General features: G+C 69.1%; 23 protein-coding genes and 1 tRNA gene. 8 read left to right on the forward strand and 16 right to left on the reverse strand.

Going from position 1 to position 25,500, the window contains the following annotated elements; genetic code table 11:
• Nucleotides 1-18: 18 nt before the first annotated feature.
• The 8 genes from BN1959_RS02970 to BN1959_RS03005 form a co-directional block, all read right to left on the reverse strand.
• Nucleotides 19-648, reverse strand: coding sequence for a 30S ribosomal protein S7 (locus tag BN1959_RS02970; protein ID WP_053947229.1), 630 nt, complete (start codon nt 646-648; stop codon nt 19-21).
• Nucleotides 645-1,073 carry a 30S ribosomal protein S12 gene (locus BN1959_RS02975; RefSeq protein WP_049979636.1) on the reverse strand — a complete coding sequence of 143 codons (429 nt, stop codon included), beginning with the start codon at nt 1,071-1,073 and terminating at the stop codon, nt 645-647. The genes BN1959_RS02970 and BN1959_RS02975 overlap by 4 nt, the downstream gene beginning before the upstream one ends.
• A 104-nt stretch (nt 1,074-1,177) precedes the next feature.
• Nucleotides 1,178-1,600, reverse strand: coding sequence for a NusA-like transcription termination signal-binding factor (locus BN1959_RS02980; protein ID WP_053947230.1), 423 nt, complete (start codon nt 1,598-1,600; stop codon nt 1,178-1,180).
• Nucleotides 1,601-1,640: 40 nt separating this feature from the next.
• Complete coding sequence (gene rpoA2, locus BN1959_RS02985; protein ID WP_053947231.1) at nt 1,641-2,876, reverse strand: DNA-directed RNA polymerase subunit A''; 1,236 nt, start codon at nt 2,874-2,876, stop codon at nt 1,641-1,643.
• A complete protein-coding gene (locus BN1959_RS02990; RefSeq protein ID WP_053947232.1) occupies nt 2,869-5,793 on the reverse strand; it encodes a DNA-directed RNA polymerase subunit A' in 2,925 nt (974 codons plus the stop codon). The genes rpoA2 and BN1959_RS02990 overlap by 8 nt, the downstream gene beginning before the upstream one ends.
• Entirely contained in the window at nt 5,794-7,626 is a 1,833-nt protein-coding gene (gene rpoB, locus BN1959_RS02995; protein ID WP_053947233.1) for a DNA-directed RNA polymerase subunit B, read from the reverse strand.
• Between the two features lies 1 nt (nt 7,627).
• Nucleotides 7,628-9,196 carry a DNA-directed RNA polymerase subunit B'' gene (locus tag BN1959_RS03000; RefSeq protein WP_053947234.1) on the reverse strand — a complete coding sequence of 523 codons (1,569 nt, stop codon included), beginning with the start codon at nt 9,194-9,196 and terminating at the stop codon, nt 7,628-7,630.
• Nucleotides 9,196-9,423 carry a DNA-directed RNA polymerase subunit H gene (locus BN1959_RS03005; protein WP_049979642.1) on the reverse strand — a complete coding sequence of 76 codons (228 nt, stop codon included), beginning with the start codon at nt 9,421-9,423 and terminating at the stop codon, nt 9,196-9,198. The genes BN1959_RS03000 and BN1959_RS03005 overlap by 1 nt, the downstream gene beginning before the upstream one ends.
• Before the next feature lie 254 nt (nt 9,424-9,677).
• On the opposite strand from BN1959_RS03005, the gene BN1959_RS03010 reads away from it, so the two are divergent.
• Nucleotides 9,678-9,750, forward strand: a tRNA-Asp gene (locus tag BN1959_RS03010).
• Between the two features lie 235 nt (nt 9,751-9,985).
• On the opposite strand, the gene BN1959_RS03015 is transcribed toward BN1959_RS03010, so the two are convergent.
• A complete protein-coding gene (locus BN1959_RS03015) occupies nt 9,986-11,539 on the reverse strand; it encodes an alpha,alpha-trehalose-phosphate synthase (UDP-forming) (protein ID WP_053947235.1) in 1,554 nt (517 codons plus the stop codon).
• 129 nt (nt 11,540-11,668) lie between these two features.
• Here BN1959_RS03015 and folP point away from each other — a divergent pair, with 129 nt between their 5' ends.
• Entirely contained in the window at nt 11,669-12,949 is a 1,281-nt protein-coding gene (folP, locus tag BN1959_RS03020) for a dihydropteroate synthase (protein WP_053947236.1), read from the forward strand.
• On the opposite strand, the gene BN1959_RS03025 is transcribed toward folP, so the two are convergent.
• Together BN1959_RS03025 and BN1959_RS03030 are read right to left on the reverse strand one after the other, a co-directional pair.
• Nucleotides 12,929-13,228: a hypothetical protein gene (locus tag BN1959_RS03025; protein ID WP_154018211.1), complete on the reverse strand. Its 300-nt coding sequence runs from the start codon at nt 13,226-13,228 to the stop codon at nt 12,929-12,931. The two genes, folP and BN1959_RS03025, sit on opposite strands and share 21 nt — an antisense overlap.
• A complete protein-coding gene (locus tag BN1959_RS03030; RefSeq protein ID WP_053947238.1) occupies nt 13,225-14,367 on the reverse strand; it encodes an ATP-binding protein in 1,143 nt (380 codons plus the stop codon). The genes BN1959_RS03025 and BN1959_RS03030 overlap by 4 nt, the downstream gene beginning before the upstream one ends.
• Nucleotides 14,368-14,441: 74 nt before the next feature.
• Here BN1959_RS03030 and BN1959_RS03035 point away from each other — a divergent pair, with 74 nt between their 5' ends.
• The gene (locus BN1959_RS03035; RefSeq protein ID WP_053947239.1) at nt 14,442-14,924 is read left to right on the forward strand and encodes an Ig-like domain-containing protein; all 483 of its coding nucleotides are present in this window, start codon (nt 14,442-14,444) and stop codon (nt 14,922-14,924) included.
• A gap of 115 nt (nt 14,925-15,039) precedes the next feature.
• Here BN1959_RS03035 and BN1959_RS03040 read toward each other — a convergent pair whose 3' ends face one another.
• The 3 genes from BN1959_RS03040 to BN1959_RS03050 are packed head-to-tail and all read right to left on the reverse strand — an operon-like array spanning nt 15,040 to nt 17,496.
• Complete coding sequence (locus tag BN1959_RS03040) at nt 15,040-15,840, reverse strand: protein-L-isoaspartate O-methyltransferase family protein (RefSeq protein ID WP_053947240.1); 801 nt, start codon at nt 15,838-15,840, stop codon at nt 15,040-15,042.
• Nucleotides 15,841-15,882: 42 nt separating this feature from the next.
• Complete coding sequence (locus BN1959_RS03045; protein WP_053947241.1) at nt 15,883-16,824, reverse strand: hypothetical protein; 942 nt, start codon at nt 16,822-16,824, stop codon at nt 15,883-15,885.
• 42 nt (nt 16,825-16,866) lie between these two features.
• Nucleotides 16,867-17,496: a protein-L-isoaspartate(D-aspartate) O-methyltransferase gene (locus tag BN1959_RS03050; protein ID WP_053947242.1), complete on the reverse strand. Its 630-nt coding sequence runs from the start codon at nt 17,494-17,496 to the stop codon at nt 16,867-16,869.
• An 87-nt stretch (nt 17,497-17,583) separates the two neighbouring features.
• On the opposite strand from BN1959_RS03050, the gene BN1959_RS03055 reads away from it, so the two are divergent.
• The 3 genes from BN1959_RS03055 (at nt 17,584) to ppsA (ending at nt 22,254) form a co-directional block, all read left to right on the forward strand.
• Entirely contained in the window at nt 17,584-18,729 is a 1,146-nt protein-coding gene (locus BN1959_RS03055) for a DHH family phosphoesterase (RefSeq protein ID WP_053947243.1), read from the forward strand.
• Between the two features lie 90 nt (nt 18,730-18,819).
• Nucleotides 18,820-19,920: an aldo/keto reductase gene (locus BN1959_RS03060; RefSeq protein ID WP_053947244.1), complete on the forward strand. Its 1,101-nt coding sequence runs from the start codon at nt 18,820-18,822 to the stop codon at nt 19,918-19,920.
• A gap of 66 nt (nt 19,921-19,986) precedes the next feature.
• Entirely contained in the window at nt 19,987-22,254 is a 2,268-nt protein-coding gene (ppsA, locus tag BN1959_RS03065; RefSeq protein WP_053947245.1) for a pyruvate, water dikinase, read from the forward strand.
• A gap of 25 nt (nt 22,255-22,279) precedes the next feature.
• Here ppsA and BN1959_RS03070 read toward each other — a convergent pair whose 3' ends face one another.
• On the reverse strand, nt 22,280-22,585 hold the full coding sequence (locus BN1959_RS03070) for a putative quinol monooxygenase (protein ID WP_053947246.1): 306 nt from the start codon (nt 22,583-22,585) through the stop codon (nt 22,280-22,282).
• Between the two features lie 90 nt (nt 22,586-22,675).
• Between BN1959_RS03070 and nikR the strand changes: the two genes are divergently transcribed.
• A complete protein-coding gene (gene nikR, locus BN1959_RS03075) occupies nt 22,676-23,179 on the forward strand; it encodes a nickel-responsive transcriptional regulator NikR (protein WP_053947247.1) in 504 nt (167 codons plus the stop codon).
• A 9-nt stretch (nt 23,180-23,188) separates the two neighbouring features.
• Here nikR and BN1959_RS03080 read toward each other — a convergent pair whose 3' ends face one another.
• Nucleotides 23,189-24,619, reverse strand: coding sequence for an amidohydrolase family protein (locus BN1959_RS03080; RefSeq protein WP_053947248.1), 1,431 nt, complete (start codon nt 24,617-24,619; stop codon nt 23,189-23,191).
• A 154-nt stretch (nt 24,620-24,773) separates the two neighbouring features.
• On the opposite strand from BN1959_RS03080, the gene BN1959_RS03085 reads away from it, so the two are divergent.
• A complete protein-coding gene (locus BN1959_RS03085) occupies nt 24,774-25,424 on the forward strand; it encodes a DsbA family oxidoreductase (protein WP_053947249.1) in 651 nt (216 codons plus the stop codon).
• Nucleotides 25,425-25,500 lie beyond the last annotated feature (76 nt).

A 25,500-nucleotide genomic window follows, 5' to 3' on the forward strand; every position in this document is an offset into this window, starting at 1 on the left:
CGAAAAGCCGGAGCCGAGTTAGCGGGCCGCGGCCGCGACGCGCTCGGTCTCCTCCTTCTGGGAGATCGGGTAGACGTTCACGTCGTAGTCGGCGGCGCCGACGAGCTGCTGGGCCAGCGCCTCCTCGACGGGGGTTGCCGTGTTGCGCGAGGCGTTGAGCGTGCCCTGCGCGATGAACTTCAGGCCCTGGTCGACCCGGCGCTGGGGCGCTACGTCGACGGCCTTCGGCACCGAGATCCCGCCGTACTTCAGGCGGACGGTCTCCTCGCGCGGGGCCGCGTTCTCGACGGCCTCGACCAGCACCTGCGCGGGGTTCTCTTCGGTCCGCTCGTGGACGATCTCGAAGGCGTCCCGCACGATGCGGGTCGTCTTCTGCTTGTGACCGGTGTTGTCCTCGGTCTGCATCAGTCGGTTGATCAGGCGCTCGACCACGCTGATCTCGGACTTCTCGAACTGCTTGCTCGCGTGGCGACCCATCGTGTGCGCGACGGGCGTCACGTTGAGGTAGCGCTGGGTCGAGGGGTCGGAGTACTCGATGTCGCTCACGTCCCAGACGCCGAACAGGTCGGCGCCGGTCGACGTCTCCTCGGTCTCCTCTTCGGCCTCGATGTCCTCGGGCTCGGCCTCGGCGGCTTCTTCCTCGCTCATCTGACTGGCTTCTCCGCGTTCCCGCGAACCAGTTCGATCAGCGACACGCCGTTGACCTTCTCGACCTTGTAGTTGACACCGGAGATGTCACCCATCGCACGACCCTTCGAGCCACCGATCCCTGCGATCGTGACCTCGTCGTGCTCGTCGATGAACGAGATCGCGCCGTCACCGGGACAGAACGCGGTGACCTGCTTCCCGTTCTTGATGAGTTGGACCCGGACACACTTCCGGATCGCCGAGTTGGGCTGTTTCGCTTCGATACCGACCTTCTCCAGCACGATCCCGCGACCCTGCGGGGCGCCCTCGAGCGGGTCGGACTTCTCCTTGAGTCCGCGTTCACGGCGCGCGTACTCCGAGTCGGACCACCGTCGCTTCTGGCGGTCCTTCTTGAGTTTCCGCGCGGCGTACTTGCCGTTCGCCATACCACAACTGTTCGACGGAGCCACTTAAGCGTCCCCTTTCGAGGAGAGAAGACGGATCGAGAACGCGTTAGAGGTGGCGCTACTCCGATCTGCGCCCGTCCCGGCTACGCCAACTGCACGTCGTCGATGTCGAAGTGTCGGGCTGCCAACTTTCGGGCTGCCTCGATCGACTCGCCGTCGGCGCCGATCGCGACCCCGCGGTCGCCCTGCGGGACCTCGACGTACGCGACCGTGCTGCCGCCCTGGGTCGACAGGGTGACGTTGCGCACGGCCGCGGGCGCGAGGCAGTTGGCGACGAACGCGGCGGGTTCCTCGGCGTTTTCGACGAGATCGACCCGGCTGCCCAACTGTGACTCGACGGCCTCGACGGTCTCGCCGTCCGGCCCGATCGCCGCCCCCATCTCGCCGGCGGGGATCACGAACACCGCACGGTCGTCCTCGATCAGGCAGTCAACCGGCGTCACGTCGGCCACGTCGGCGAACGCGGCGATGTGCCGGCGCGCTTCGTCCGACAGCGTCAGGCTCATCGGCGGCCTCCGGCCTGCGAGTGGGGGTAGGGCGGGCCCATCAGTCGTCGGCGGATTTCGCGGCGCCGCCCGAGCCCATCCGGAGGTCCACGTCGCCGGTGCCGATCGACACCGGCTTCCCGACGATCACGTTCTCGATCACGCCGTCGAGGTCGTCGACCTCGCCGTGGACGGCGGCGTCGAGCAGGTGGTTCACCGTCACCTCGAACGCCGCGCGGGCGAGCACGGACTCCTTCGAGCCGGAGATGCCGTGCCGGCCGATCGACTCGATCGTCCCGCGGTTGGTCATGATGTCCGCCACCAACATCAGGTGCCGGACGTTCACGTCGTCGAGCCCCTGTTCGGCCAGGGTCTCGTGGGTCTCGTTGATGATCGTCTCGCGGGCGGCCTCGATCCCGAGGTTGTCGTAGATCTCGTGGATGTTGTTACACGTCGAGCGGCTGGTGTCGACGCCCTCGATCTCGAGCACGTCGCCGAAGGCCGACCCCTCGGTGTAGAGGACGAACTCCTCCTCGTCGTCCTCGACCTCCTCCTTCCGGATCACGACGCGGGAGATCTCCTCGATCCCCTTGAACACGACCTCCCGCAGCTCCTCGACCAGTTGGAGCAGCTCGCGGTAGCTCGGCTGTTCGGGGCCGAACGCGATCTTCGTTCCCTTGCGCTTGGTCGCGACTTTGAGCTCGCTCTCGATGGTGTCCTGGATCTCCTCGGCGACGTCGCCCACGTCGTCGTAGGTGGGCCAGCGCTTCTGGAGCGTGTCCTCGTTCAGGTCGATCGTGACCTGCATGTCCGCGACGTTGGTCGAGACGTTCCCCAGTGCGAGGATCTTCGTCGCCTCGATCTGCCACACCACCTCGCGGGCCTTGTCGCGGTCGGTCGCGTACTCCTCCTCTAAGTGGACCGTCATCGTCGGCGTGTCCGGCGTCTTCCGGGCGTCGACGAGCTCGATCAGCCGGGGCAGCCCCTGTGTCACGTCGATCTCCGCGACGCCCGCGAAGTGGAACGTGTTCATCGTCAGCTGGGTGCCCGGTTCGCCGATCGACTGGGCCGACACCGTCCCGACGGGGTCGAGCGCGTCGACCCGGGTGTCGTCGTAGCGGGTGACGACCGCCTTGACGATCTCGTCGATCTCCTCGCGGGTCGCGCCCTCGTTCTCCTCGATGGCGCCGTAGATGCGGTCCTTCAGGCGCCGCGGGAGCTCGGTGTCCTCGACCAGCGCCTCGGTCTCCTCGTCGACGTGCTCGAAGCTCTCGGGGAGTACGTCGGGGTCAGTCATCGCTCACCCCCTGGCCCGCCTTGTTCAGGCCGGGGCCGGCGTACTCCGAGATGTTGGTGGTCTCCTCGTCCTCGCCGAGGAAGCGGGCCTTCTGCTCCTCGCTGCTGAACTCGGCGTCCAGCACGCGCTGGGTGATCGCCTCCACGTCGACGGGGTCGTCCTCGTCTGAGGAGACTTTCACCGGCGAGGTGCCATCCTCGCCGAACTCGAACTGGACGACCGTGCCGGAGGTGTCCCGGACGGTGCCGTCGTACTGCGCTTCCAGCTCGGAGAGGGCGTTGATCAGGCGGCGCTGGAGGTAGCCGGACTTGGAGGTCCGGACTGCCGTGTCGACCAGCCCCTCGCGGCCACCCATCGCGTGGAAGAAGAACTCCCGCGGCGTGAGTCCCGAGCGGTAGGAGTTCTCCACGAACCCGTGGGGTTTGGCGCCGAGGTCGCCACGCTCGTAGTGGCTGAGCGTGCGGCCCTCGTAGCCGCGGTTGATGCGCTCGCCGCTGACGGACTGCTGGCCGACGGTGGCGGCCATCTGGGTCAGGTTCAGCATCGACCCACGCGCGCCCGAGCGGGCCATGACGATCGCCGGGTTGTCGTCGTCGAAGTGGTCGCCGGCGATGTCCTCCGCGGAGTCACGCGCCTTGCCGAGCGTCTGCATGATCTTGAGCTCGAGCGTCTCGTCGACGGTCCGGCCGGGGATCGAGTTCAGATCGCCCGCCCGGTACGTCTCGATCAGCTCGTCGACCCGTTCGTAGGCGTCGTCGATCGCCTCGTCGACCTGCTCGTCGGCCGTCGGCGGGACGGACTCGTCGTCGATCCCGATCGAGAACCCGAAGTGCATGATCGAGCGCATCGCGAGCGTCGCCACCTCGTTGACGAACACGCGGGCGCGCGTCTTCGAGTAGTCCTTCGTGATCGTGTCGACGATGTCGCCGCCGAAGGCGCCGATGGCGCCCTCGTCGATCGTCCCCTGCACGAGCTGGCCGTCCTCGATCACGACCTCGTCGTCGGCCTCCGAGCGGAACTCGAGGTTGAGGTCGTCGGGCAGCAGCTCCGAGAACACCGTCCGGCCTGTCCAGACTGGCTCGCCGTCGTCCTCGCCGTCGGGCTCGGGCAGCTCGTCGACGCTGGTCGCACGCAGCAGGTCCAGCGCTTGGTTCTCGGTGAACTCGGGGTTGTTCCGGGTCAGCAGGTACGTCCCGGAGACGTGGTCCTGGATGGCGCCGATGATGTTCTCGCCGAAGCGCGGGCTGAGCATCTGCTCTTGGACGCGCATCAGGACGCGGGCCTCCGCACGCGCCTCCTCGTTCTGGAGCGCGTGCATGTTCATCTCGTCGCCGTCGAAGTCGGCGTTGTACGGCGTACAGACCGTCGTGTTCAGCCGGAACGTCTTGTACGGCATCACGACGACCTCGTGGGCCATGATCGACATCCGGTGCAGCGACGGCTGTCGGTTGAACACGATGATGTCGCCGTCGGTCAGGTGCCGGGAGACCTCCCACTCGGGCTCGACCTTCTCGGCGAGCTCCTCACAGTTCTTCTCGGTCACCTTCAGCCGGCGGCCGTCGGGCCGCTTGACGTAGTTGGCGCCCGGATGCCCCTCGGGGCCGTTCCGGACGTACGTCCGCGCCTCCTCGAGGTTGCGCTCGGAGACGTTCATCGTCTGGGTCATCTCCCGAGCCACGCGCTCGGGGACGCCGACCTCGTTCAGCGACAGCGTCGGGTCCGGCGAGATCACGGTTCGCGCCGAGAAGTTCACGCGCTTCCCGGACAGCGAGCCGCGGAAGCGACCCTCCTTCCCCTTCAGGCGCTGAGAGAGCGTCTTCAGCGGCCGTCCCGAGCGGTGTCGGGCCGGCGGCGTCCCGGAGATCTCGTTGTCGACGAACGTGGTGACGTGGTACTGGAGCAGCTCCCAGAGGTCCTCGATGATCAGCTGGGGTGCCCCCGCCTCGCGATTCTCCATGAACCGCTGATTGATGCGGATGATGTCGACCAGCTTGTGGGTCAGGTCGTCCTCGGAGCGCTGGCCGTTGTCCAGCGTGATCGAGGGACGGGTGGTGACCGGCGGCACCGGTAGTACTGTCAGGATCATCCACTCCGGCCGGGAGGTCTCGGGGTTGACGCCGATGTTCGCGAGGTCCTCGTCCGGGATGTCCTCGAACCAGTCCCGGATATCGCTGGGCATCAGCTTGTTCTCGTCCTCCTCGGTCAGGTCGATGTTCAGCGCCTTCTCCAGCGCCTTGCGGTCCTCCTCGCGCGGGCGGAACTCGCCGCCGAGGATGTCGTTGATCCGGTCGAGCGCGATGCCGGTCTCGTCGGCGAGCTCCTGGGGCGCGACGCCGTCGTCGTCCTCGTCCTCGGGCTGCATCGCCTCGGCGATGATCTCGGAGTACTCGCCGGCGAGGACGTCCTGCACCTCGTAGTAGGTGGTCGGCTTCTCGTGTTTGATGTCGTACTGGGTCTCGCCACAGAACGGACACCGCGACGTCTTCCGGGCCTGCCGGATGGCGGCCTTCAGCACGTCGTCGGGGTCGTCGCCGAGCTCCTTGGCTCGCTCGAGCCGCTCGGCGAACTCGGCCTGCTCGTCCTCCGTGAGCGAGAGCCGGCCGCAGTCCCGACAGGTGCCACGCAGCAGGCGGCGGATCAGCTTCGCGAAGCCGACGTGGATCACCGGCGCCGCGAGCTCGATGTGGCCGAAGTGGCCGTTACACGAGCCGGAGTGCTGGCCGCAGGTCCGACACTCCAGCCCGGGGTCGATGACCCCCAGCCGGGGGTCCATCAGCCCCATGTCGATGGGGTAGCCGTCGTCGTCGTACGTGTCGGCGGTGATCACCTTCGTGGCGCTCATGTCCCGGTACGTCTCCGGGTCCATCAGGCCGAAGCTGATCTCGCCGATCTCCTTGGGTGAGCCTGAGATTGACATTTATACTGCGTCCTCCAGTTCGAGTTTGGGTCGGATGCCGAGCGCCTTCATCTCGTCGAGCAGCAGCTTGAACGCGTAGCTGACCTCCAACTCGTGGATGTTGTCCTCGTCTTTCGTGATTGGGTCGTACACTCGGCGCTGCTCCACGTCCTCCACGGCGACCATCCCGGTGTCCTCCGAGATGTACACCGTCTCGCGGTCCGAGGAGTCGAGCAGGCGTTCCTTCAGCGCCATCGCGGCGCCGTGGCCGATCAGCACCTCACGCTCCATCTCCCCCACGCGGAGGCCACCCTCGCGGGCGCGCCCCTCGGTGGGCTGGCGGGTGAGCACCTGCACCGGCCCGCGGGAGCGGGCGTGCAGCTTGTTGCTCACCATGTGGTACAGCTTGTGGTAGAAGATCGTGCCGACGAAGATCTCGGCCTCGATCTTCTCGCCGGTCACGCCGGAGTACATGACCTCCTTGCCGGAGGACTTGAAGCCGCGTTCCTCCAGACTCTCGCGGAGCTCCTCCTCGCCTTCGCCCTGGAACGGCGTGCCGTCGACGCGCCGGCCTTCCAGCGAGCCGACCTTGCCGCCGAGCATCTCCAGCACGTGGCCCACGGTCATCCGCGAGGGGAGCGCGTGGGGGTTCATCACGAGGTCGGGGATGAGCCCCTCCTCGGTGAACGGCATGTCTTCCTGGGGTGCGAGGTGACCGACGACGCCCTTCTGGCCGTGCCGGGACGCGAACTTGTCCCCGAGTTCGGGGATCCGTTCGTCCCGCACGGACACCTTCGAGAGCTTCGAGCCGTCCTCGCCCTCCATCAGCGTTACCGTGTCGACGATGCCGTCCTCGCCGGAGCGCATCGTCACGGAGGTCTCACGCCGCTTCTGGGGCGAGAGGCCGCCGAGGTCCTCCTGCTCTTCGAGGAACCGGGGCGGCGAGGTCTTCCCGAGCAGCACCGAGCTCTCGTCGACTTTCGTCTCGGGATTGACCAGCCCGTCCTCGTCGAGCTGGGTGTACGCGTCCTCGCCGCGTGCGCCGCGCACGTCCTGCGAGGGCGTCTCGAAGCGGTCCTCCTGCCCGCCGGGGTAGCGTCGCTCCTCACCCTCGTACGTGCGGAAGAAGTGCGAGCGGGCGAGGCCGCGCTCGACCGAACCCTGGTTCATGACCAGCGCGTCCTCGATGTTGAACCCCTCGTAGGACATGACCGCGACCGTGAAGTTCTGGGCCGCGGGGCGCTCGTCGAACCCGATCTGCTCGGTGGTCTGGGTCTTGACCATCGAGAGCTGCGGGTAGTGTAGGAGGTGCTGTCGCGTGTCGGGCCGGATGCGGTAGTTCGCCGACGGCAGCCCGAGGGACTGCTTCATCATCCCCGCACCCATCGTGATACGTGGCGACGCGTTGTGCTCGGGGTAGGGGATCATCCCCGCGCCGATCCCGAAGATCAGCTGCGGGTCGACCTCGAGGTGGGTGTGGTTCTCGGTGAGGTCCTCCTCGTCGACGGCGACGAGGATGTCCTCCTCCTCCTCGGCGTCGATGAACTCGACGATGCCGCGGTCGACGAGGTCGTCGAACTCGAGCTCGTCGTCCTCGATCGCCTCGATGTGCTCGTCGGTGAGTCGCGGCTCGCCGTCGTCGACGACGATCAGCGGGCGCCGCGCGCGGCCGGAGTCGGCGTTGACGATGACCTCGCGGGTGCGGTCCTTGACCGCGACGTTGACCATCTCGCTGACCTCGCCGTTGCGACGTGACTCTCGGATCTGTGCTGCCAGCTCCTCGGGGTCCGGATGGGTCCCGACGAGGCTACCGTTGACGTAGACCTTCGCAGGTCGTTCTTGTTTTCCTGCCATCTCAGTCGTCCGCGGGTGTTGCTCGTTCGACGCCCTCGATACCGGGGATGCCCTCCACGCCCATGTCGTCGAGCTCGCGCTTCAGTTCGCGCTCGTCGTCGACGTGCTGGGAGAGCTCCATCGCCTGTGCGAAGTTCTTCACCAGCCCACAGTTGGGGCCCTCCGGCGTCTCGGAGGGACAGATACGCCCCCACTGGGTCGCGTGCAGGTCACGCGCGTCGAAGTGGGGCTGGGAGCGACTCAGCGGCGAGCGGAGCCGCCGCAGGTGGGAGAGAACGCCCATGTAGTCGGTCCGGTCGACCAGCTGGGAGACGCCCGAGCGGCCGCCAACCCAGTTCCCGGTCGCGATCGGGTGCTCCAGCCGTTCGGTGAGCACGTCCGACCGCACGACCGTGTTGACGCTGAGGTCGCGGTTGCGCATGTTGGCGCGTTCGAGCTGGTACTTCACGTCCCGGGAGAGCTTGTTCAGCGCGGTCCGGAACAGGTCCTTCATCAGGTCGCCGCTGACCTTGAGGCGCTTGTTGGAGTAGTGGTCCTTGTCGTCGGAGTCACGACGTCCGAGGGCGAGTTCGAAACACGCCTCGGCCATCCGACAGAGGTAGTACGCCTTGTTGATACGGACGTCCTCCTCGTCGACGCCCTCCTCGTGGAGGTGCGGGAGGAGGTAGCGGTCGATCACGTAGTTCGCCCGCTTGAGCTGGTAGTTCTTCCCCTGTCCGGAGGCGACGCGCTTCCCGAGGGTCTCGATGGCCCCCTCCTCGGTCTGCACGTCGGCCTCCTCTAAGTTCTCCAGCATGAACTTCACGATCTCGGGGTCCTCCGAGACGCGGTGAACGATCTCCTCGTCGGATTCGAGGCCGAGCGCTCGGACCAGCGTCACGAACGGCACGGAGCCGGAGACGGAGGGGAAGCTGACCTCGAGGATCCCCTCACGGTTGCGCTCACACAGCACCAGCGCGCGGTAGCCCCGGCGCTGGGAGAACGTCTTGGCGACCTGAATGTCGTCGCCGTACTTGGTGTCGTGCTCCGCGAGGATCTTGTTCGGCGCCAGGTCCTCGCTGGTCATCAGCACACGCTCGGAGCCGTTGACGATGAAGTAGCCGCCGGGGTCGACGGGGTCCTCGCCGATGTCGATCAGCTCCTCGTCGGAGAAGCCGTCGATGTTACACTTGTTCGAGCCGACCATGATTGGCATCCGGCCGACCTTGGTCTCGGTCTGGTCGACGACCTCTTCGGGCTCCTCTTCGCCGCCCCGAACGATGGACATCTCCATGAACACCGGCGCGGCGTAGGTGATGTTGCGCAGGCGGGCCTCCTGTGGGTAGAGCAGCTCCTCGGAGCCGTCGGCCTCGCGCACTCGCGGTGTCAGGATACGTACGTCGCCGAGTTCGACCCAGACGGGCTCTTGCCCTTCCTTGTCGCCGATGTCGGTGCCGATCGTCTCCTTCTCGTCGACCACGTCCTGCATCCCGCGGTCGAGGAAGTTGTTGAACGATCGGAAGTGGTGCTCCGCCAGCCGTTCCTGGGAGAAGTACTCCCGGGAGACCGCACGTCGGTCCTCTCGATCCATTATTCGACCACCAGCCTGTAGACGACCGCAGTGTCTGTGGTACGGGAGTCGCGCTCGATGCGAACGACGTCGCCGGGCTCTGCCTCCTTGGGCAGGGCGGGGTCCCTGCGCTTGATCTTGGGTAGGTTGGTCTTCTTCACTTGGTACTCCTCCAGCACCTCCTCGACCTCGGGCTCGTCGAGGAGCGTGTGCTCCGGAACCAGTTCGTGTTGGCTTACGTCTACCATAGGTGTGGGGCGTTCAGAGAATCGGTCACGAGATACTACGGCTGTATTTTAGCCGGCGGCACATAACGCTTGCTAATGTAGGTTGCGCGTGCGCGAGCGGTTGACGCACGCGACCCGTGAAGCCGTGTCGACCATAGGTCGCGGGCCCTCCCTGGCGCGGCGACGCCACGCCACGCGGTTCCCTCCCATAGCAGCGATGGATGGCAAGCCTTATTTACAACACGGCGGTACGATTGAGTGCAGCGAGGCAGCGTGCCCGGATGGTGTAGTGGCCCATCATACAACCCTGTCACGGTTGTGACGCGGGTTCAAATCCCGCTCCGGGCGTCTTCTGCTGATCTTCACCGGCTAGCGAGGGCTCGGCTTCGATCAAGCGTCGAGTCAAGCGAAACAGCGTCGGCGGGATTCTGAACCCAGAGGACGAGCGCAGCGAGTCCTCGCGGTTCAAATCCCGCTCCGGGCGTCTTCTGCTGATCTTCACCGGCTAGCGAGGGCTCGGCTCCGATCGAGCGTCGAGTCGATGTCTCGTGAACCGATCAGCGTGGTAACGAGTCCGACTACCTCAGTCGTCGTCCGCCGCGACGGTCTGTTCCTCACCCGTCAGCACGTCCATCTGCGTCGCGAGCCACGCGTCGATGTCGTCCTCGCGAACCGAGACTCGCATCGTCGCCGCGCGCTCGCGGCGCTCGGTCTCGTCCATCGTCAGCGCCGTCCGGATCGTCTCGGCGAACCCCGCCACGTCGTAGGGGTTCACCGACAGCGCCGCGGGACAGAGCGACTCGGCGGCACCGACGAAGCGGCTCAGGACGAGCGCCCCCGGCGTCCTGTTTCGGGTCGATCGGTCGAGCCCGTCCGCCTGCGCGAGCCCGGCGTTGGGCGCCGGCTGCCCCTGTGCGGCGACGAACTCCTTCGCGACGAGGTTCATCCCGTCGCGTCGGGAGCTCACCACCGCGGCGTCGGCGTGGCGGTACAGCCCCGCCAGCTCGCGGTCGTCGACGTCGTCCTCGATGTAGACGACGGGCGTCCAGTCGGGCGTGCCGTGGGCCCCGTTCAGGTCGGCGATCCGGTCGCGAACCTCGTCGTAGTAGCGCCGGTAGGCGGGGATCCCCTCGCGGGTGCGGGTCCCCTTCTGGACGTAGGTGAACTCGCCCGCCAGCTCGGGCGTCGTCTCCAGCAGGTATGCGAGCGCATCGAGGCGCTCGATCACGCCCTTCGTGTAGTCGAGGCGGTCGACGCCCAGCACGATCGAGCGCCCCCGATCGAGGTCGTACCGACCAGTCACTCGGTCCCAGTAGTGAGTCGCGGCGTCGCTTCTGGCGTTCGCCGCGACGCGCTCCGTGTCGACGCCGATGGGGGAGGCGTGCGTCTCGACGGTCCGGCCGTCGTAGCGGATCGTGCCCGAGGCCATCAGTTCGGCGTCGGGGACGAACCGCGCCACGCAGTCCCGGAAGTTCGCGGCGTACCGCTCGAGGTGGAAGCCGATCGCGTCGTTGCCGAGCAGGCCGCGGAGCAGTTCGGTCCCCTGCGGGCAGATCTCGAAGAACTCCGGCGTGGGCCACGGGACGTGCCAGAACTGCACCAGCCGCGCCTCGGGCCGCTCCTCGCGGACGTACTGCGGCGCCAGCGCGAGGTGGTAGTCCTGAAACCAGACTACGTCGGGGTCGGCGGCGACCGCGCGCTCCGCGAACCGGCGGTTGGCCTCGCGGTACGCCGGCGCGAACGCGGGGTCGACGGTCACGGGGTCGGCTTCGAGGTGGCAGATCGGCCAGAGCACCTGATTGCTGTAGCCGTAGTAGTAGTTCTCGATCAGCCGGCGGGGGAGGTCGAGCCGTGAGAGCGTGTAGCCCGGTCGGTCGTCGTCCGCCGGCTCGTCCCCGCTGCCCCCCGCCGGAACGTGAACCTCGCCGTCGGGCGCCACCGCGGGGTCGAAGTCGGCGTCACCGCTCCCCCACGCGACCCACGTGCCGCCCGTCTCGGCGACCACGCCGTCGAGCGCGGTCACGAGCCCGCCGGCGGGGCGCTCGGCCGTCGGCTCGCCGTCGACGTACTCGTGGACGCACGGCTCGCGGTTCGAGACGACAACGAGCGAGCGGTCGCCGAGCGCGTCGTCGATCACGGCCAGTCGTGGTCGCCGGGCGGAGTTGAACCCATCGGGACCGGCAGAGCGACGCTGTGCGGGCGGCACGACGCGGCCGGCGTCGGCCGCTTCCAGCACGCTTTAGCTTCCGCCGCCGGACCCACGACCATGAACCCCGTCGACGTCGCTGGCCTCCCGGTCGGGGACGGCCACCCGCCACGGATCATGGGCGTGTTGAACATGAGCGTCGAGTCGAACTACGACCCCAGCACCTGGGGCGACGTGGACGGCGCCGTGGATCACGCCGAGCAGATGGCCGCCGAGGGCGCGGACATCATCGACGTGGGGCTCCAGTCCTCGAACCCCAAGAACCCGTGGCAGGCGGTCGACACCGAACTCGAACGGCTGGAACGCGCGCTCGAAGTGCTCGATCGCGCGGACTGTGACGCGGTCTGGTCGATCGAGACGCGTTACGCCGAGGTCGCCGACGAGGCGCTCGCCCGCGGCTTCGACATGGTGAACGACGTGTGTGGCTTCGCCGACCCCGACATGCCCGACGTCTGTGCGAAACACGACGCCGCGGTCGTGAAGATGGCGTCGCCGCCGGACATTCAGTCGCCGGGCCACCTCCGCTCAATCGACGACTGCTTCGCCGCGCTCGCTCGCGGTGGCTTCACCGAGAAGACGATCATCGACCCCGCCTTCGGCGGCTGGTACGACGAGAAGACGTACGAGGACAACTGGGAGATGTTCCGCCGGCTCCGCGAGTTCCGGGCGTTCAACCGTCCGATACTGACCGCGACCAACCGCGAGGACTTCCTCGGCGATATCGCAGACCGCCCCGAGACCGAGGACCAGCTCGCGGTCAGCCTCGCGGCGGCGACGATGGAGGTCGAACGCGGCGCGGACATCGTCCGCACCCACGACGTGCCGGAGACCGCCGACGTGGCCGCGGTCGCCGACTTCCTCGGCGACCGGCGCGCGATCGAGGCAGGTCCTGCAGCCCACGAGAACGACGACGAAGCGGGCGTCCACGCGGCCGAACTCACTGGCGTCACGCCCCGTGAGGTCGCACGTAACACCGCCCTCCGGGAGCACGACGGTGCCGACCCGGCAGAGGCGGTGACCCTCACGTTCGTCGCCGGCGACCTGCCCCGAGCCGCCCACGAGGAACTCATGGCGGTCGGCGGCGAGCACGGTCTGCTCGTCGCCGCGGGCGACGCCGGCAACACGATCCCGGCCGACAAGGTCGAGGCTGCCGCCGACGGGTCCCGAGGTGGTCACGGGGACAGCCCGGCCGGCGAGGGGACGTTCGTCTCCGGGACGCTCGCGGCGTACGAGGACGCGCTGCCCGGACTGTCCGGGACGCCCGGGCTGGAGGCGCTCGCTGCGGCGATCCGGGCGGCGATCGACCGCGAGCAGTTGTCGTCAGGCGCGCCGCAGGAGTAGCGTCGCGGTCCCGACGCCGACCAGCACCACCGCGACCGCGAGTAGTGCGGGTAGGTTCCCGGCCAACACGGCCGACGCGAAGCCGACGATCGCCCCCCAGATCGCGTCGCGGAACTCGATCAGCCCGCCGACGAGAAACACGAGCGAGAGCAGGAACAGCGCGGCGATCACCATCCCGCGAACCGGGTTCTGTCGGATCGCCAGCCCGAGTCGCTCCTTGAACGTCGGCACGCCGTCGTCCCACGCCCGATCACCGCTCCGATCGTCTGGTCGACTCACGGTCCCCTCTTCGAGCGCTCGCACCTGTCGTTTTCTATTCGTGGGTCGGTCGATCCCTCCGCGGCGACCTCGCTGGCTCGTGGCGTGTCGCCGCCGTGGGGCGTGTGCCGGTCCCGGACTCGGATCGTGTGTGTCGACTCGGTTGCGTCGTCGACAATCAGCGCCTCGCCCCGCCCGCTCGGCAGTCGGTCCCCGAGCGTTCCGGAGAGGTACGTCGGACTCGCGGCCGCGAGCGCCTCGATGTCGGCCTCGCTCGTGAGTCGGTGGGCGAGCAGGAGGTCGGCCTGTGAGGCGGCGACCGCCGGGAGCGCCGACGGTCGCTGCGTCGCGAGAACGAGCGAGACGCCCGGCGCACGCCCTCGAGTCAGGAGCGTCCGGAGCGCCGTGCCCGCGACGCCGTCGACGGCGACGTGTGCCTCGTCGACGAACAGCCACGGCAGCCGGTCCGGACACCCGTCGCCCGTCCGAGCGTCGTAGAGCAGCCGCGCCACCGCGGCCACGACGGCGCCCGTCGGCGCATCGTCGACGCCCGACAGCGAGAGGACGGTCGCCGCCGGCCCGAACAGGTCGTCGGCGTCGAGCCCGTCAGGGTCGAACACCGCCCACTCTCGCGCCCGCCGGAGGTGGTTCCTCGCTGTCCGCCGGAGTTCGGGCACGCAGTCGGTCCCCTCGACTCGATCGAGCATCCCGGGGAGCGTCGACGACGACGCGGCGACCTCCCAGATCAGCCCACCGGCCGCGCTCGTCGGATCGAGTCCGACCAGTGCCGGCCACTCCGACGCGGGCAGCGCGTCGGCCCGGATTGTCGGCCGCTCGATCACGTTCGCCGGGACGGTCCCGGTATCGCCGATCGTCTCGGCCGCAAGCCCCGGGAACGCCCCCATCGGATCGACGACGACCGGCGCGAGACCGTCGGCCCGCGCGGTCGCTTCGGCGAGCACGCCGAGCGTGTGTGACTTCCCGGCGCCGCGCTTGCCCACGACGAGCGCGGCGTGCGGGCGGTCCACGTCGATCCCCACGCGGGCACCGCGGCTCCCGTCGCGGGCGAGATACCGGCCGAGGTGGCCGGCCATCGGTGGCGGCTCGCTTCCTGTTCCGCTCTCGCTCGGCCCGTCGCGCTCGCGACCGACGACGTGCATACCGAGGGTGGTCGCGTCACCCCCCTTGAGTGCTCGTCCGCTCTTTCAAGTGCGATGACGGAACCACCGTGCCCATGCTCGATCCGAATCGAGTTCGCGGGCGGGTCGCCGACGGCATCGCCGAACTGCGCGACGACGAACGCGCGATCGAGGGGCTCCCGGTTCGCCTCGTCGTCTCGCTGGTCGTCGGCGCCGCGTGTCTGAGCGTGATGTTGAACCTCGTCAACGGCGTCGGCGGGCTCGCCGCGTCCGAGGTGGATGTGCGCCCGACGCCCGAGGTGGTCGAGACCGGGGAACAGGAACTGACGGTGCGGGTCGTCGACCCTGACGGGAACCCCGTCTCGGGGGCGACGGTCATCGTCGACGGCGGGACAGCGAGCCTCGACGGCGTCGCGACCGCGAAGACCGGATCGGACGGCAACGCCACCGTCTCGATCGATCCGGCGCTCGGCTCGAACCAGGCCGAGGGGACGCTCACGCTCGACGTGAAGCCGCCGGCTGGGGGATCGTACGTCGACCGCCGCGAGAACAGCCACGTGTTGGTGATCGGCGAATGAGTTGTTCGGAACGCCCCGACGGCGAGGCTCACTCGCCGCGGCCGATACCACAGTACCCGCTCGTTCGGCCGGCACTCGCCGGCGTCACCGCGAGGGACGTGGTCCGCGCGTCGCCCTACCGCCGGTCGCCGTAGTCGCCGTAGTCGGGCGCGCCCGAACTGCGTTCGCGACCCGAGAGCCGCTCGTCCCAGTCGAGCCACTCGTGCTCCCAGCCGGGCGAGGCGCCGCGCTCGGCGCGCTCGCGGTCCTCCCGCCGGGTTCGGTTACGGGTGACGCCGGGCTGTTCGCCGTCGACGAGCAGCGGCGCGAACTGGACCGGCCCACGCTCGTCGACGCGCCGGTAGCCGTCCGGGGCGTCGCGGTCGCGCGTCACCGCGACGAGCGTCTGGTCCCCGTTGCCCTTCGGGAACACGATCCGGCCGTCGTCGGCCAGCTGTTCGAGCAGGGGACGCGGCGGTTCGACGACGCCGGCCTCGATCAGGATCCGGTCGTAGGGGGCGTACTCCGGCAGCCCGGCGGAGCCCTCCTGGCAGTCCACGAGCACCTCGCCGTAGCCTGCCGCGTCGAGGTTCGAGCGGGCGCGGTACACCTGCGGGCGGGCGATGTCGAGCGCGTGGACGTGGCGCCCGCCGAGAATCTCCGCCAGCACGGCGGCGGTGTAACCGCCGCCGGCGCCGACGACCAGCGCCTCCTCGCCCTCTCGCGGGTCGAGCGCGGTCAGGAGCCGTGCGACCGTCCCGGGCGCGAGCGTGACGGCGCCGTCGACGGTCCGCGGGCGGTTGTCGTACGGCGCCTCCTCGACGAACTCCCGGCGCGGTACCGTCCGCATCGCGAGCCCGATCTCCTCCGGGAGCGGCCGGCCGAGGGTGTGTTCCAGCCCGTCGACCATGTCGTCCCGGAGCACCGCGGGGTCCATAGCCGCGGTTCGGTGACGCGGGTATTTGAACTCGGCGGTGCGTCAGATCGCCGGGTCGTCAGCCTCCAGTCGCCCGACGACGGCTTGGTACGGCGTTCCGGGCACGTCGCTCGTCTCGACTTCCGCCAGCCCGGCGTCGACGAACCACTTCACGACCGTCGACTCGGTGTAGGGTTCGCCGGTGCCGGTCGCGAGTGCGGTCGCCGCCACCTCGACCGCGGCCGCGGACCGGTCCCGGAGCGGCTCGATCAGGACGACGGCGCCGCCGGGGGAGAGCACGTCCGCCGCAGCGAGCACGGTGAACCGGTTCTCCTCGGCCCCCTGCCGCCACGCGCCGTCGACTATCAGAACGAGGTCGAACGCCGCCTCCACGTCGACGAGACTGCCCGCTCTGGTCGTGACGAGCGTGGACTCGAGCAGCGGTTCGACGGCCTCGATCACGGCCGGGCCGTCGAGTAGCGTCACGTCGAGCCCCCGATCCGCCAGCGCTCTCGCGTGCCGGCCGGGGCCGTCGGCGACCACGAGCGCCCGCTCGGCGTCGGTATTCGCGGCGAGCGCGGCGTCGACGGTCGCCTGGACGGTCGTGTCGTCGACTGCCTCTGCGGCGCCGAGGCGGTGGCGGACGCGCTCGTCGGGGTCGACGGGCGGGACGCCGCTCTCCATCGTCCGCGGGAGTTCGGCGTAGGTAGCGAACCGATCCAGCGCGGCCGGGACCGTGCCGACCGAGCGGAGGTCACGGGTCGCAAGCAGCCCCAGCGCGCGGTTGGCTGGCTCGACGGCGCCGTCGACGCGGCGCAGGAAGCCGAGGTCGGTCAGCGCGTCCGTGACGATCCGGGCGGCACGCTCGGTGACGCCGGCGGCGTCGGCGGCCTCGCGTTCGTCCCCGGCCCCCTCGACGAGCGCCGCGAGCAGCCCCGTCTCACGGGCGGCCCACAGCAGCGCAAGCGCCGGCGTGTCGAGCTCTGAATCTCCAGCGGTCGGCATCGTCATCCAGATGGGGAATTCGTGTGAAAGCAGTTTGGGTCCTCACTCGCCCTGCATCCGGACGAACCGGACGCCGCCGAACGTCTCGCGCTCCGTTCGCTCGTTCTCGCGGACGGTCAGCCGGACTAACTCCTGTCGCGCGCTGCCGACAGGAGCGAGTATCCGTCCCCCGGGTCGGAGTTGTTCGACGATCCCGGACGGCACCTGCTCGGCCGCACAGGTCAGGTAGGCGGCGTCGTAGGGCGCGTGTTCGGGCCACCCCTCGTGGCCGTCGCCGGTCCTGATCGCGACATCGTACCCCAGTCGGTCGAGCGTCTCGCGGGCGCGGTCGGCCAGTTCCGCGACGTACTCCACCGAGAAGACGTTCTCTTCGCCGACGACTTCGGCGGTGACCGCGGCGTGGTAGCCACACCCCGTCCCGATCTCCAACACCCGGTCCCCGCGTTCGAGGCCGAGGCGGTCGACCATCACTGCCACCATGTGCGGCGCCGAGATCGTCTGTCCCTCGCTGATCGGGAGGGGCCGGTCGCGGTAGGCCTCGCCCCGTCGGTCCGCGGGCACGAACTCGTGACGCGGCACCGCCCGCATCGCCGCTGCGGTCACCTCGCGCTCGATCATCCCGCGGTCACGGAGTCGCTCGACCAGCCGCTCGCGGCGTCGCTCGAACTCCATACCCGCGTTTTCGGGCGGAACGGGTAAAGACGGTTCGGCGGGACGCGTGCCGAAACTACTTCCCCTCCCGGCCGGAGAGAGTCACCTATGCAGGCCGCCGGCTACGCGGACGCGCTCGCGAAAGCCGAGCAGTTCGTCCGGGGGAACCCCGAGCTGGTCGCCGGGGCGGCGGCAGTCACCGTGTTCGCGGTCATCGTCGCCCTCGCGCTGCTTCGCTACCGGCGCCCGATAGGCGTCCGGTTCAAGGAGGCGCTCGCGGACCGCGACCGGGTCGCGGTGCTGATGCACCCCGACCCCGACCCGGACGCGATGGCGGCTGCGATCGGCATCGCCCGGCTGGCAGAGCAGGTGGACTGTGAGTCGACGATCCAGTTCTCCGGCCAGATCCGCCACCAGGAGAACCGCGCGTTCCGGAACGTACTCGACCTCGACATCGAGGAGATCGACCACGTCTCCGAGCTCGCCGCGGAGTCGGTCGTCCTGGTCGACCACAACCAACCCCGCGGGTTCGAGGGCGCCGACGGCGTGCTCCCCTTCGCGGTCGTCGACCACCACCCCGGCGAGGGGACGGGCGAGGAGTTCACCGACGTTCGGACCGACTACGGCGCCAGCGCCAGCATCGTCGCGGAGTACTTCGCCGACGTGGGCGGCAAGCCCGTCCCGCCGGACGTCCACGAAAGCGAGGTCGCCGCGCGCTTCACGCTCCCCTCCCGGGAGTGTACCGGCCTCCTGTACGGCATTCTCGCGGACACTCGCCACCTCACCACGGGCGCGGCAGCGCCGGACTTCAACGCCGCGGCCTCGATCGCGCCCGGCGTCGACGAGGACTCCCTCGACCGGATCGCGAACCCGCAGGTCAGCGGCGAGACGCTCGACGTGAAGGCACGTGCCATCGCCGGCCGGCAGGTCGAGGGCTCGTTCGCGGTCAGCGATGTGGGGACGTTGTCGAACGCCGACGCCATCCCGCAGGCTGCGGACGAGCTCATCACGCTCGAAGGCATCACGGCGGTCGTCGTCGTCGGCGAGCGCGACGGGACAGTCCACCTCTCCGGCCGCTCACGCGACGACCGCGTCCACATGGGTCGCGCGTTGGAGAACGCCGTCGAGAGCATTCCGGCGGCCGGCGCGGGCGGCCACGCCCGGATGGGCGGCGGGCAGCTCCCGGCCGACGAGGAGGCGTCCCGCGAGGAGCTGATCGAGCGAATCTTCCACAGCCTCGAAGGCGACGTGTAGCGGTCGACGCCGGCGCGATCGGGCGGCGTCGCCCCGACACACTGCCCGTCGTCCGGCAGCCATATGCCGAGCCGCGCCCTCCGTCCGACAATGGCGACCCGTGACGCGACGTGGCGCTACCGGGATCGGTTCGGCGATCGGTACGGGCGAACCTTCTTCCGTCGGTTCGGCCCCGGCGTGGTCTCCTCGATCGGCGCCGGCAGCTACCAGGGCGAGCCGACCGCCGCGGTCGACGACCGCCACCGGGACGCGCTCGTGACCGCGCTGGAGAACGGCTGTAACGTCCTCGACACCGCGCCCGACTACCGCTGTGGCCGTGCCGAGGGCGTGGTCGGCGACGCGCTGGAAACCGCAGACGTGGACCGCGATGCGGTGCTGCTCGCGACGAAGGGTGGGTTCGTCCCGTTCGACGGCGAGCGCCCCGCCGAGCCGGCAGAATACGTCCGCGAGCAGTTCGTCGAGACCGGAATCGTCGATCCGGCCGACCTCGCCCGCGGGAGCCACGCGATCGCGCCCGCGTTCCTCGAAACGATGCTGGATCGCTCGCTCGACGTGCTGGGCGTCGAGACGATCGACTGCTACTACGTCCACAACCCCGAGACGCAGTTCGCGGAACACCCCCGCGAGGAGGTGTACGACCGGATCGAGGCCGCCTTCGAGCAGCTGGAACGTGAGATCGCTGCGGGTCGAATCGACCGCTACGGCGTCGCCTCGTGGGAGGCGTTCCGCGTGCCCGCCGACCACGATCAATATCTCTCGCTCTCTCGCGTGCTCGACTGTGCCCGCTCGGCCGCCGAGTCAGTCGGCGGCGACGTCGACGACCACGGGCTCGCAGCGATCCAACTGCCGTTCAACGTCCACATGGCCGACGCGTTCACCAGCGCTCACCACGAGGACCCCGAGAGCGGCGAGGCGGTGAGCGCCTTGGAGTTCGCCCACCGCGAGGGGCTGTCGGTGTTTGCGAGCGCGGCACTCATGGGCGGCGAACTGGTCGAGGGGCTCCCCGACAACATCTCGGCCGAACTCGCCGGCGACAGCCCGGCCCAGCGGGCGATCAACTTCGCGCGCTCGGCGCCGGCGGTCGCCGCGGCGCTGGTCGGCATGGGCCGGCCCAGCCACGTCCGCGAGGACTTGGCTGCCGGGACGTTCGACCCGCTGGGGGCGTCGGCGTTCGACGCGGTGTTCGAGTAGGCCCGAACACGGCTCCCCCCGAAATCTCCGGAACCTTCTTTATCGCTACACCGGCATTCCTACCTGATGGGAGTACTCTGGCTCGACGACGTTCGCGCCGCGGACCTGGAGACGGTCGGCGGGAAGGGAGCTTCACTCGGTGAACTCACCGAGGCCGGGCTTCCCGTACCGCCGGGATTCGTGGTCACGGCGGGGACGTATCGGGCGTTCATCGAGGAGGCGGGCATCGACGAGGAACTGTTCGCGGCGATGGACGTGGACCCGGAGGACTCCGCCGCGCTCAAGGAGGCCTCCGACACCGCCCACGACCTGATCCTGAACACGCCGTTCCCCGAGAAGGTGCGCGAGGAGATCCTCGCCGCCTACGGGAACCTCGACGACGGCGAGGCGTTCGTCGCCGTGCGCTCTTCGGCGACCGCCGAGGACCTGCCCGACGCCTCCTTCGCGGGCCAGCAGGAGACGTTCCTCAACGTCACGGAGGAGGCGCTGCTCGAACGCGTCAAGGAGTGCTGGGCGTCGCTGTTCTCCCAGCGCGCGATCTACTACCGCGAGCGCAAGGACTTCCCCCACGACGCGGTCGACATCGCGGTCGTCGTCCAGAAGATGGTCGACGCCGAGAAGTCCGGCGTGATGTTCACCTCCCACCCCTCGACGGGCGAGCCCCGACTGATCATCGAGGCCGCGTGGGGGCTGGGCGAGGCGGTCGTCTCGGGGACGGTCTCCCCGGACAACTACGTGTACGACCGGAACGCCGACTCGGTCGAGGAGGTGACCGTCGCCGACAAGAAGGTCAAGATGATCAAGGACCCCGAGACGGGCGAGACCGTCGAGGAGCCGGTGTCGCCGGACCGGCGGAACGAACGGGTGCTCTCCGACGACGAGATCGAGGATCTCGTCGAGCTCGGCGAGCGCGTCGAGGACCACTACGACGAGCCACAGGACGTGGAGTGGGCGGTCGCCGACGACGAGATCTACATGCTCCAGTCCCGGCCGATCACGACGATCGACGACGGCGACGCCGATCTGGAGGAGGAGCGCGAGACGGAGGACGACGGCGAGGGCGACGTGATCCTGCGGGGGCTCGGCGCCTCGCCGGGCGTCGTCTCGGGCGAGGTCCGCGTCGTCACCGAGCTCGACCAGCTCGACAAGGTGGGTGACGGCGACGTGCTCGTCACCGAGATGACGATGCCCGACATGGTGCCCGCGATGAAGCGCGCGGCGGGGATCGTCACCGACGAGGGCGGGATGACCAGCCACGCCGCGATCGTCTCCCGCGAGCTCGGCGTCCCCGCGGTGGTCGGCACCGGCAGCGGGTCCCGCGAGCTCGTCGACGATCAGGTCGTCACCATCGATGGCGACCGCGGCACCGTGATCGAGGGCCGAACCGAGCCCGCCGAGCCCGACCACGAGCCCGTCGAGGAGGTCCGCCCCAAGACGCCGGTCAAACCGATGACCGCGACCGAGGTGAAAGTCAACGTCTCCATTCCGGAGGCCGCCGAGCGCGCGGCCGCGACCGGCGCCGACGGCGTGGGACTGCTCCGAATGGAGCACATGGTGCTCACGCTGGGCAAAACCCCGGAGCGGTACATCGCCGAAGAGGGCCCCGAGGCGTACCAGGAGCAGCTCGTCGACGGCATCCAGGGCGTCGCCGAGGAGTTCTACCCCCGGCCCGTCCGCGTCCGGACGCTCGACGCGCCGACCGACGAGTTCCGTTCGATGGAGGGCGGCGAGGACGAGCCCAACGAGCACAACCCCATGCTCGGCTGGCGGGGGATCCGCCGCAGTCTGGACAAGCCGGAGGTGTTCCAGCACGAGCTCGCGGCGTTCCGGAAGCTGTACGACATGGGCTACGACAACGTCGAGCTCATGCTCCCGCTGGTGAACGACGCCGAGGACGTGATTCAGGCCAAGGCGCTGATGGAAGAGGCCGGCATCGACACCGAGAAGCGCAACTGGGGCGTGATGATCGAGACGCCCGCCAGCGCGCTGATGGTCGAGGAGATGGCCCAGCAGGGCATCGACTTCGCCTCCTTCGGCACGAACGACCTGACCCAGTACACGCTGGCGGTCGACCGCAACAACGAGCACGTCGCCGACCGCTTCGACGAGCTCCACCCCGCGGTGCTGGAGCTGATCAGCGAGACGATCGAGACCTGCCGCGAGCACGACGTCGACACGTCGATCTGTGGGCAGGCCGGCTCTAAGCCCGAGATGGTGGACTTCCTCGTCGAAGAGGGGATCAGTAGCATCTCGGCGAACATCGACGCGGTGCGTGACGTCCAGCACGAGGTCAAGCGCGTCGAGCAGCAGCTGATCCTCGACTCGGTCCGCTAACGCCACTCGGCTCCTTCGCTCCTTCTCAGACTTCCACTTCCGACGCGTCGCTGACCTCGTAGCGCATCACCTCTGGTTCGCCCCCGAGCAGCTCCGGGAGCTTCGTTTCGAACGCCTGGAAGTGGTCGCTCTCGACGTGGGCCGCGAACGCCGCCTCGTCCTCGTACACCTCCACGAACCGCAGGAGATCCGACTCCACCAGATCGGTCACGGCGCTGTACTCGATCACGCCGGGCTCTTTCCGCGTCTCTGAGACGAGTTCGGCGGCGCGTGCGAGCGCTTCCTCGCGCTGTTCCGGGTCGATCGGGAACGTCGCGTGAACCACGAGCATCGGCGGCGCTTCGGCACCGCCCCGGATACGCGTTCGGGTCGGCACACGCGACTGCTAATCATTATTAACGAGAGGCACCTCGGTTGCTACATGACCGTCGTCAGCGTCTCGATGCCCGAGGAACTGCTCGAGCGAATCGACACGTTCTCCGAGGAACACGGCTACACGGGTCGCAGCGAGGTGATCCGGGAGGCCGCCCGGAACCTCCTCGGCGAGTTCGAGGACCGCCGGCTGGAGGACCGCGACCTCATGGCCGTCGTCACCGTGCTGTTCGAGTACGAGACCACGAGCGTCGAGGAGCGCATGATGCAGTTGCGCCACGAGCACGAGGGGCTGGTGGCCTCGAACTTCCACTCCCACGTCGGCGAGCGCCACTGCATGGAGCTGTTCGTGCTGGAGGGGAACCTCGAGGAAGTCTCGACGTTCGTCGGCAAGATTCGGGCGACCCGGGACACGCTCACCGTCGACTACTCCGTCACGCCCGTCGACGGGTTCGACCCTGCGTCGGGGCTGGGGCCCCTCTCGGGCCACAGCGAGGCCGAGGACGGTGAATCGGGGAGTGATGCTGCGGACGACACCGGCCACGACCACTGACTGCCCCGCTCAGAGCCAGCCGTCGTCGACGGCTCCGACTAGCTCGGGATCCGCGGCGCGCCAGTCCTCGCTCGCGCGCTCGTACAGCGCCTGCGCCCGTTCGGTGGCCACCGCGACGGCCGCCTCGGGGTCGGCGTCGACGAACGCCCCGTCCCGCAGGATCGGTTCGCCGGCGACGAACACGTCCCGGACCTCCCGCCCGGTCGTCGAGTAGACGAGGTTCGGCACCGCCGTGTGCAGCGGCGACTCGACCGCGGGCGCGGTCGAGAGCTGGTCCGTCTCCACGACGAGCAGGTCCGCCCGCGTCCCTGCTTCGAGCGTTCCCACCTCGTCGTCGATCCCGAGCGCCTCGGCGCCGCCGACGGTGGCGAGCCGCAGCGCCTCGGGCGCGGTGAGCGCCGTCGGGTCGGTCCGCTCGACTTTCGAGAGCGTCGCCGCGGTGCGGGCCTCGCGAAATACCGAGTGGTGGCCCGGCCCGGGTGCCTGATCGGTGCCGATCCCGACGGGGGCGCCGTACTCCCGGAACTCCGCCACGGGGGGCACGATCCCGTCGATCGCCGCAATCGAGGACGGGCAGCCGAGCATCGCCGCACCGCCTTCCGCGAGCCGCCGGCGTTCGTCGGGCGTCGCGCCGTGGCAGTGCACCGCTACGAGCGACTCGTCGACGACCCCCAGATCGTCGAGCACCGACACCGTCGACTCGTCCGTGCCGTAGCGCTCCTCGATCTGGATCGCCTCCCGCTCGCCCTGCGCGGTGTGGAGGTGGAGCTTCGCACCGCGCTCATGGGCGTGCTGCTGGACCGTCTCGAGGAGTTCGGGCGACACCATATCCAGCGCCTGCGGCCCGTAGGCGGGCGTCACGAGCGGCTCGTCGCCGAACCGCTCGAACAGTCGGTCCGCGCGGGCCAGCGCCGCCTTCCCCTGCTCGCGGTCGAACGGGTAGCGCTCTCGGGGTCCGAGATCGCCGCGCTCGTCGGGCACCTCGTTGATGGTCTCGACGGCGACTACGTCGACGCCGAGGGGTTGGTACACCGCTTCGACGAGCGTCCCCACTTCGCCGGCGTACTCACAGATCGTCGTCGCGCCGGCGCGGACCGCCTCCAGCACGCCGAGTCGCGTGCCGGCGACGCGGTCGCCCTCGTCGGCGTGAGCCGACAGCGGCCCGAGCGCGCGGTTCATCCACTCGATCTCGGGCACGTCCTGTGCGCCGCCGCGGAGCAGCGTGTGGGCCATGTGGGTGTGGGCGTTCACCAGCCCGGGCATGACGACGCCACCTTCGGCGTCGACGTGGTCGTCCGTGTCGCTCGGGTCCGGCCCCTCGGCTGCCGGACCCACGTAGCTGATCCGGCCGTTCTCGATTGCGACGACCCCATCGTCGACGATTCCGAGCTTCTCGCCCCGCATCGTGAGCAGCGTTCCGTTCGTGACGAGCGTGTCCATGCGCGGGGGCTCGGCGGGGGCGTGCTTGAAGCTTCGGCGCCCGGGCCGCGAGTCCGGCTCGCGGGAAGTGGAGCCCGCGGGCGAGCTGGCCCCGTTGGCATCGCGCAGGGGCCGCTACCCCGGTGCTTTTCCCGGTTCAACGTCTGGAACCGGTATGTCCGAATCAGAGGGCGTCGCTGACACCGACGTCGAGGCCGACGAGGTAGTGGTGTTCAGCGACTACGTCTGTCCGTTCTGCTATCTGGGTCGCGCGTCGCTGGCACAGTACCGCGAGGGTCGCGACGCACCGCTGGCGGTGGAGTGGCACCCCTTCGACCTCCGGGGACACAAGCGCGACGAGAACCGCGAAATCCGCAATGACGTCGACGACGGGAAGGACGAGGACTACTTCGAGCAGGTTCGGGAGAACGTCGAGCGCCTGAGCGAGCAGTACGACGTGGCCCTCGACATCGACGCGGTGCCCGACACCGACTCCTGGAGCGCCCAGCAGGCGGCGTTCTACGTTCGCGAGGAACACCCCGAGCAGTTCGAGGCGTTCGACGACGCGCTGTTCGAAGCGTTCTGGGACGACCACCGCGACATCGGCGACACCGACGTGATCGCCGACGTCGCCGAGTCGGCCGGCCTCGACAGCGAGGAGATCCGCAAGGCGGCGACCGACGAGGAGTGGGCCGACCGGCTCGAAGCGCAGTTCCAGAGCGCCCGCGACCGTGGCGTCACCGGCGTGCCGACGTTCGCCGCCGACGGCCACGCCGCCCGCGGCGCGGTGCCGCCCGAGCAGCTCGAGCGCCTGATCGAGGGTTGATCGCCCGGCTCCCACGAAACACTTATACTTCGGCTCCGTTCTTTCGGGTGTCGCGATGCTCCCCGGTTCGGGGTAG

It is taken from the genome of Halolamina sediminis (genome assembly GCF_001282785.1).
GTDB lineage: Archaea > Halobacteriota > Halobacteria > Halobacteriales > Haloferacaceae > Halolamina > Halolamina sediminis.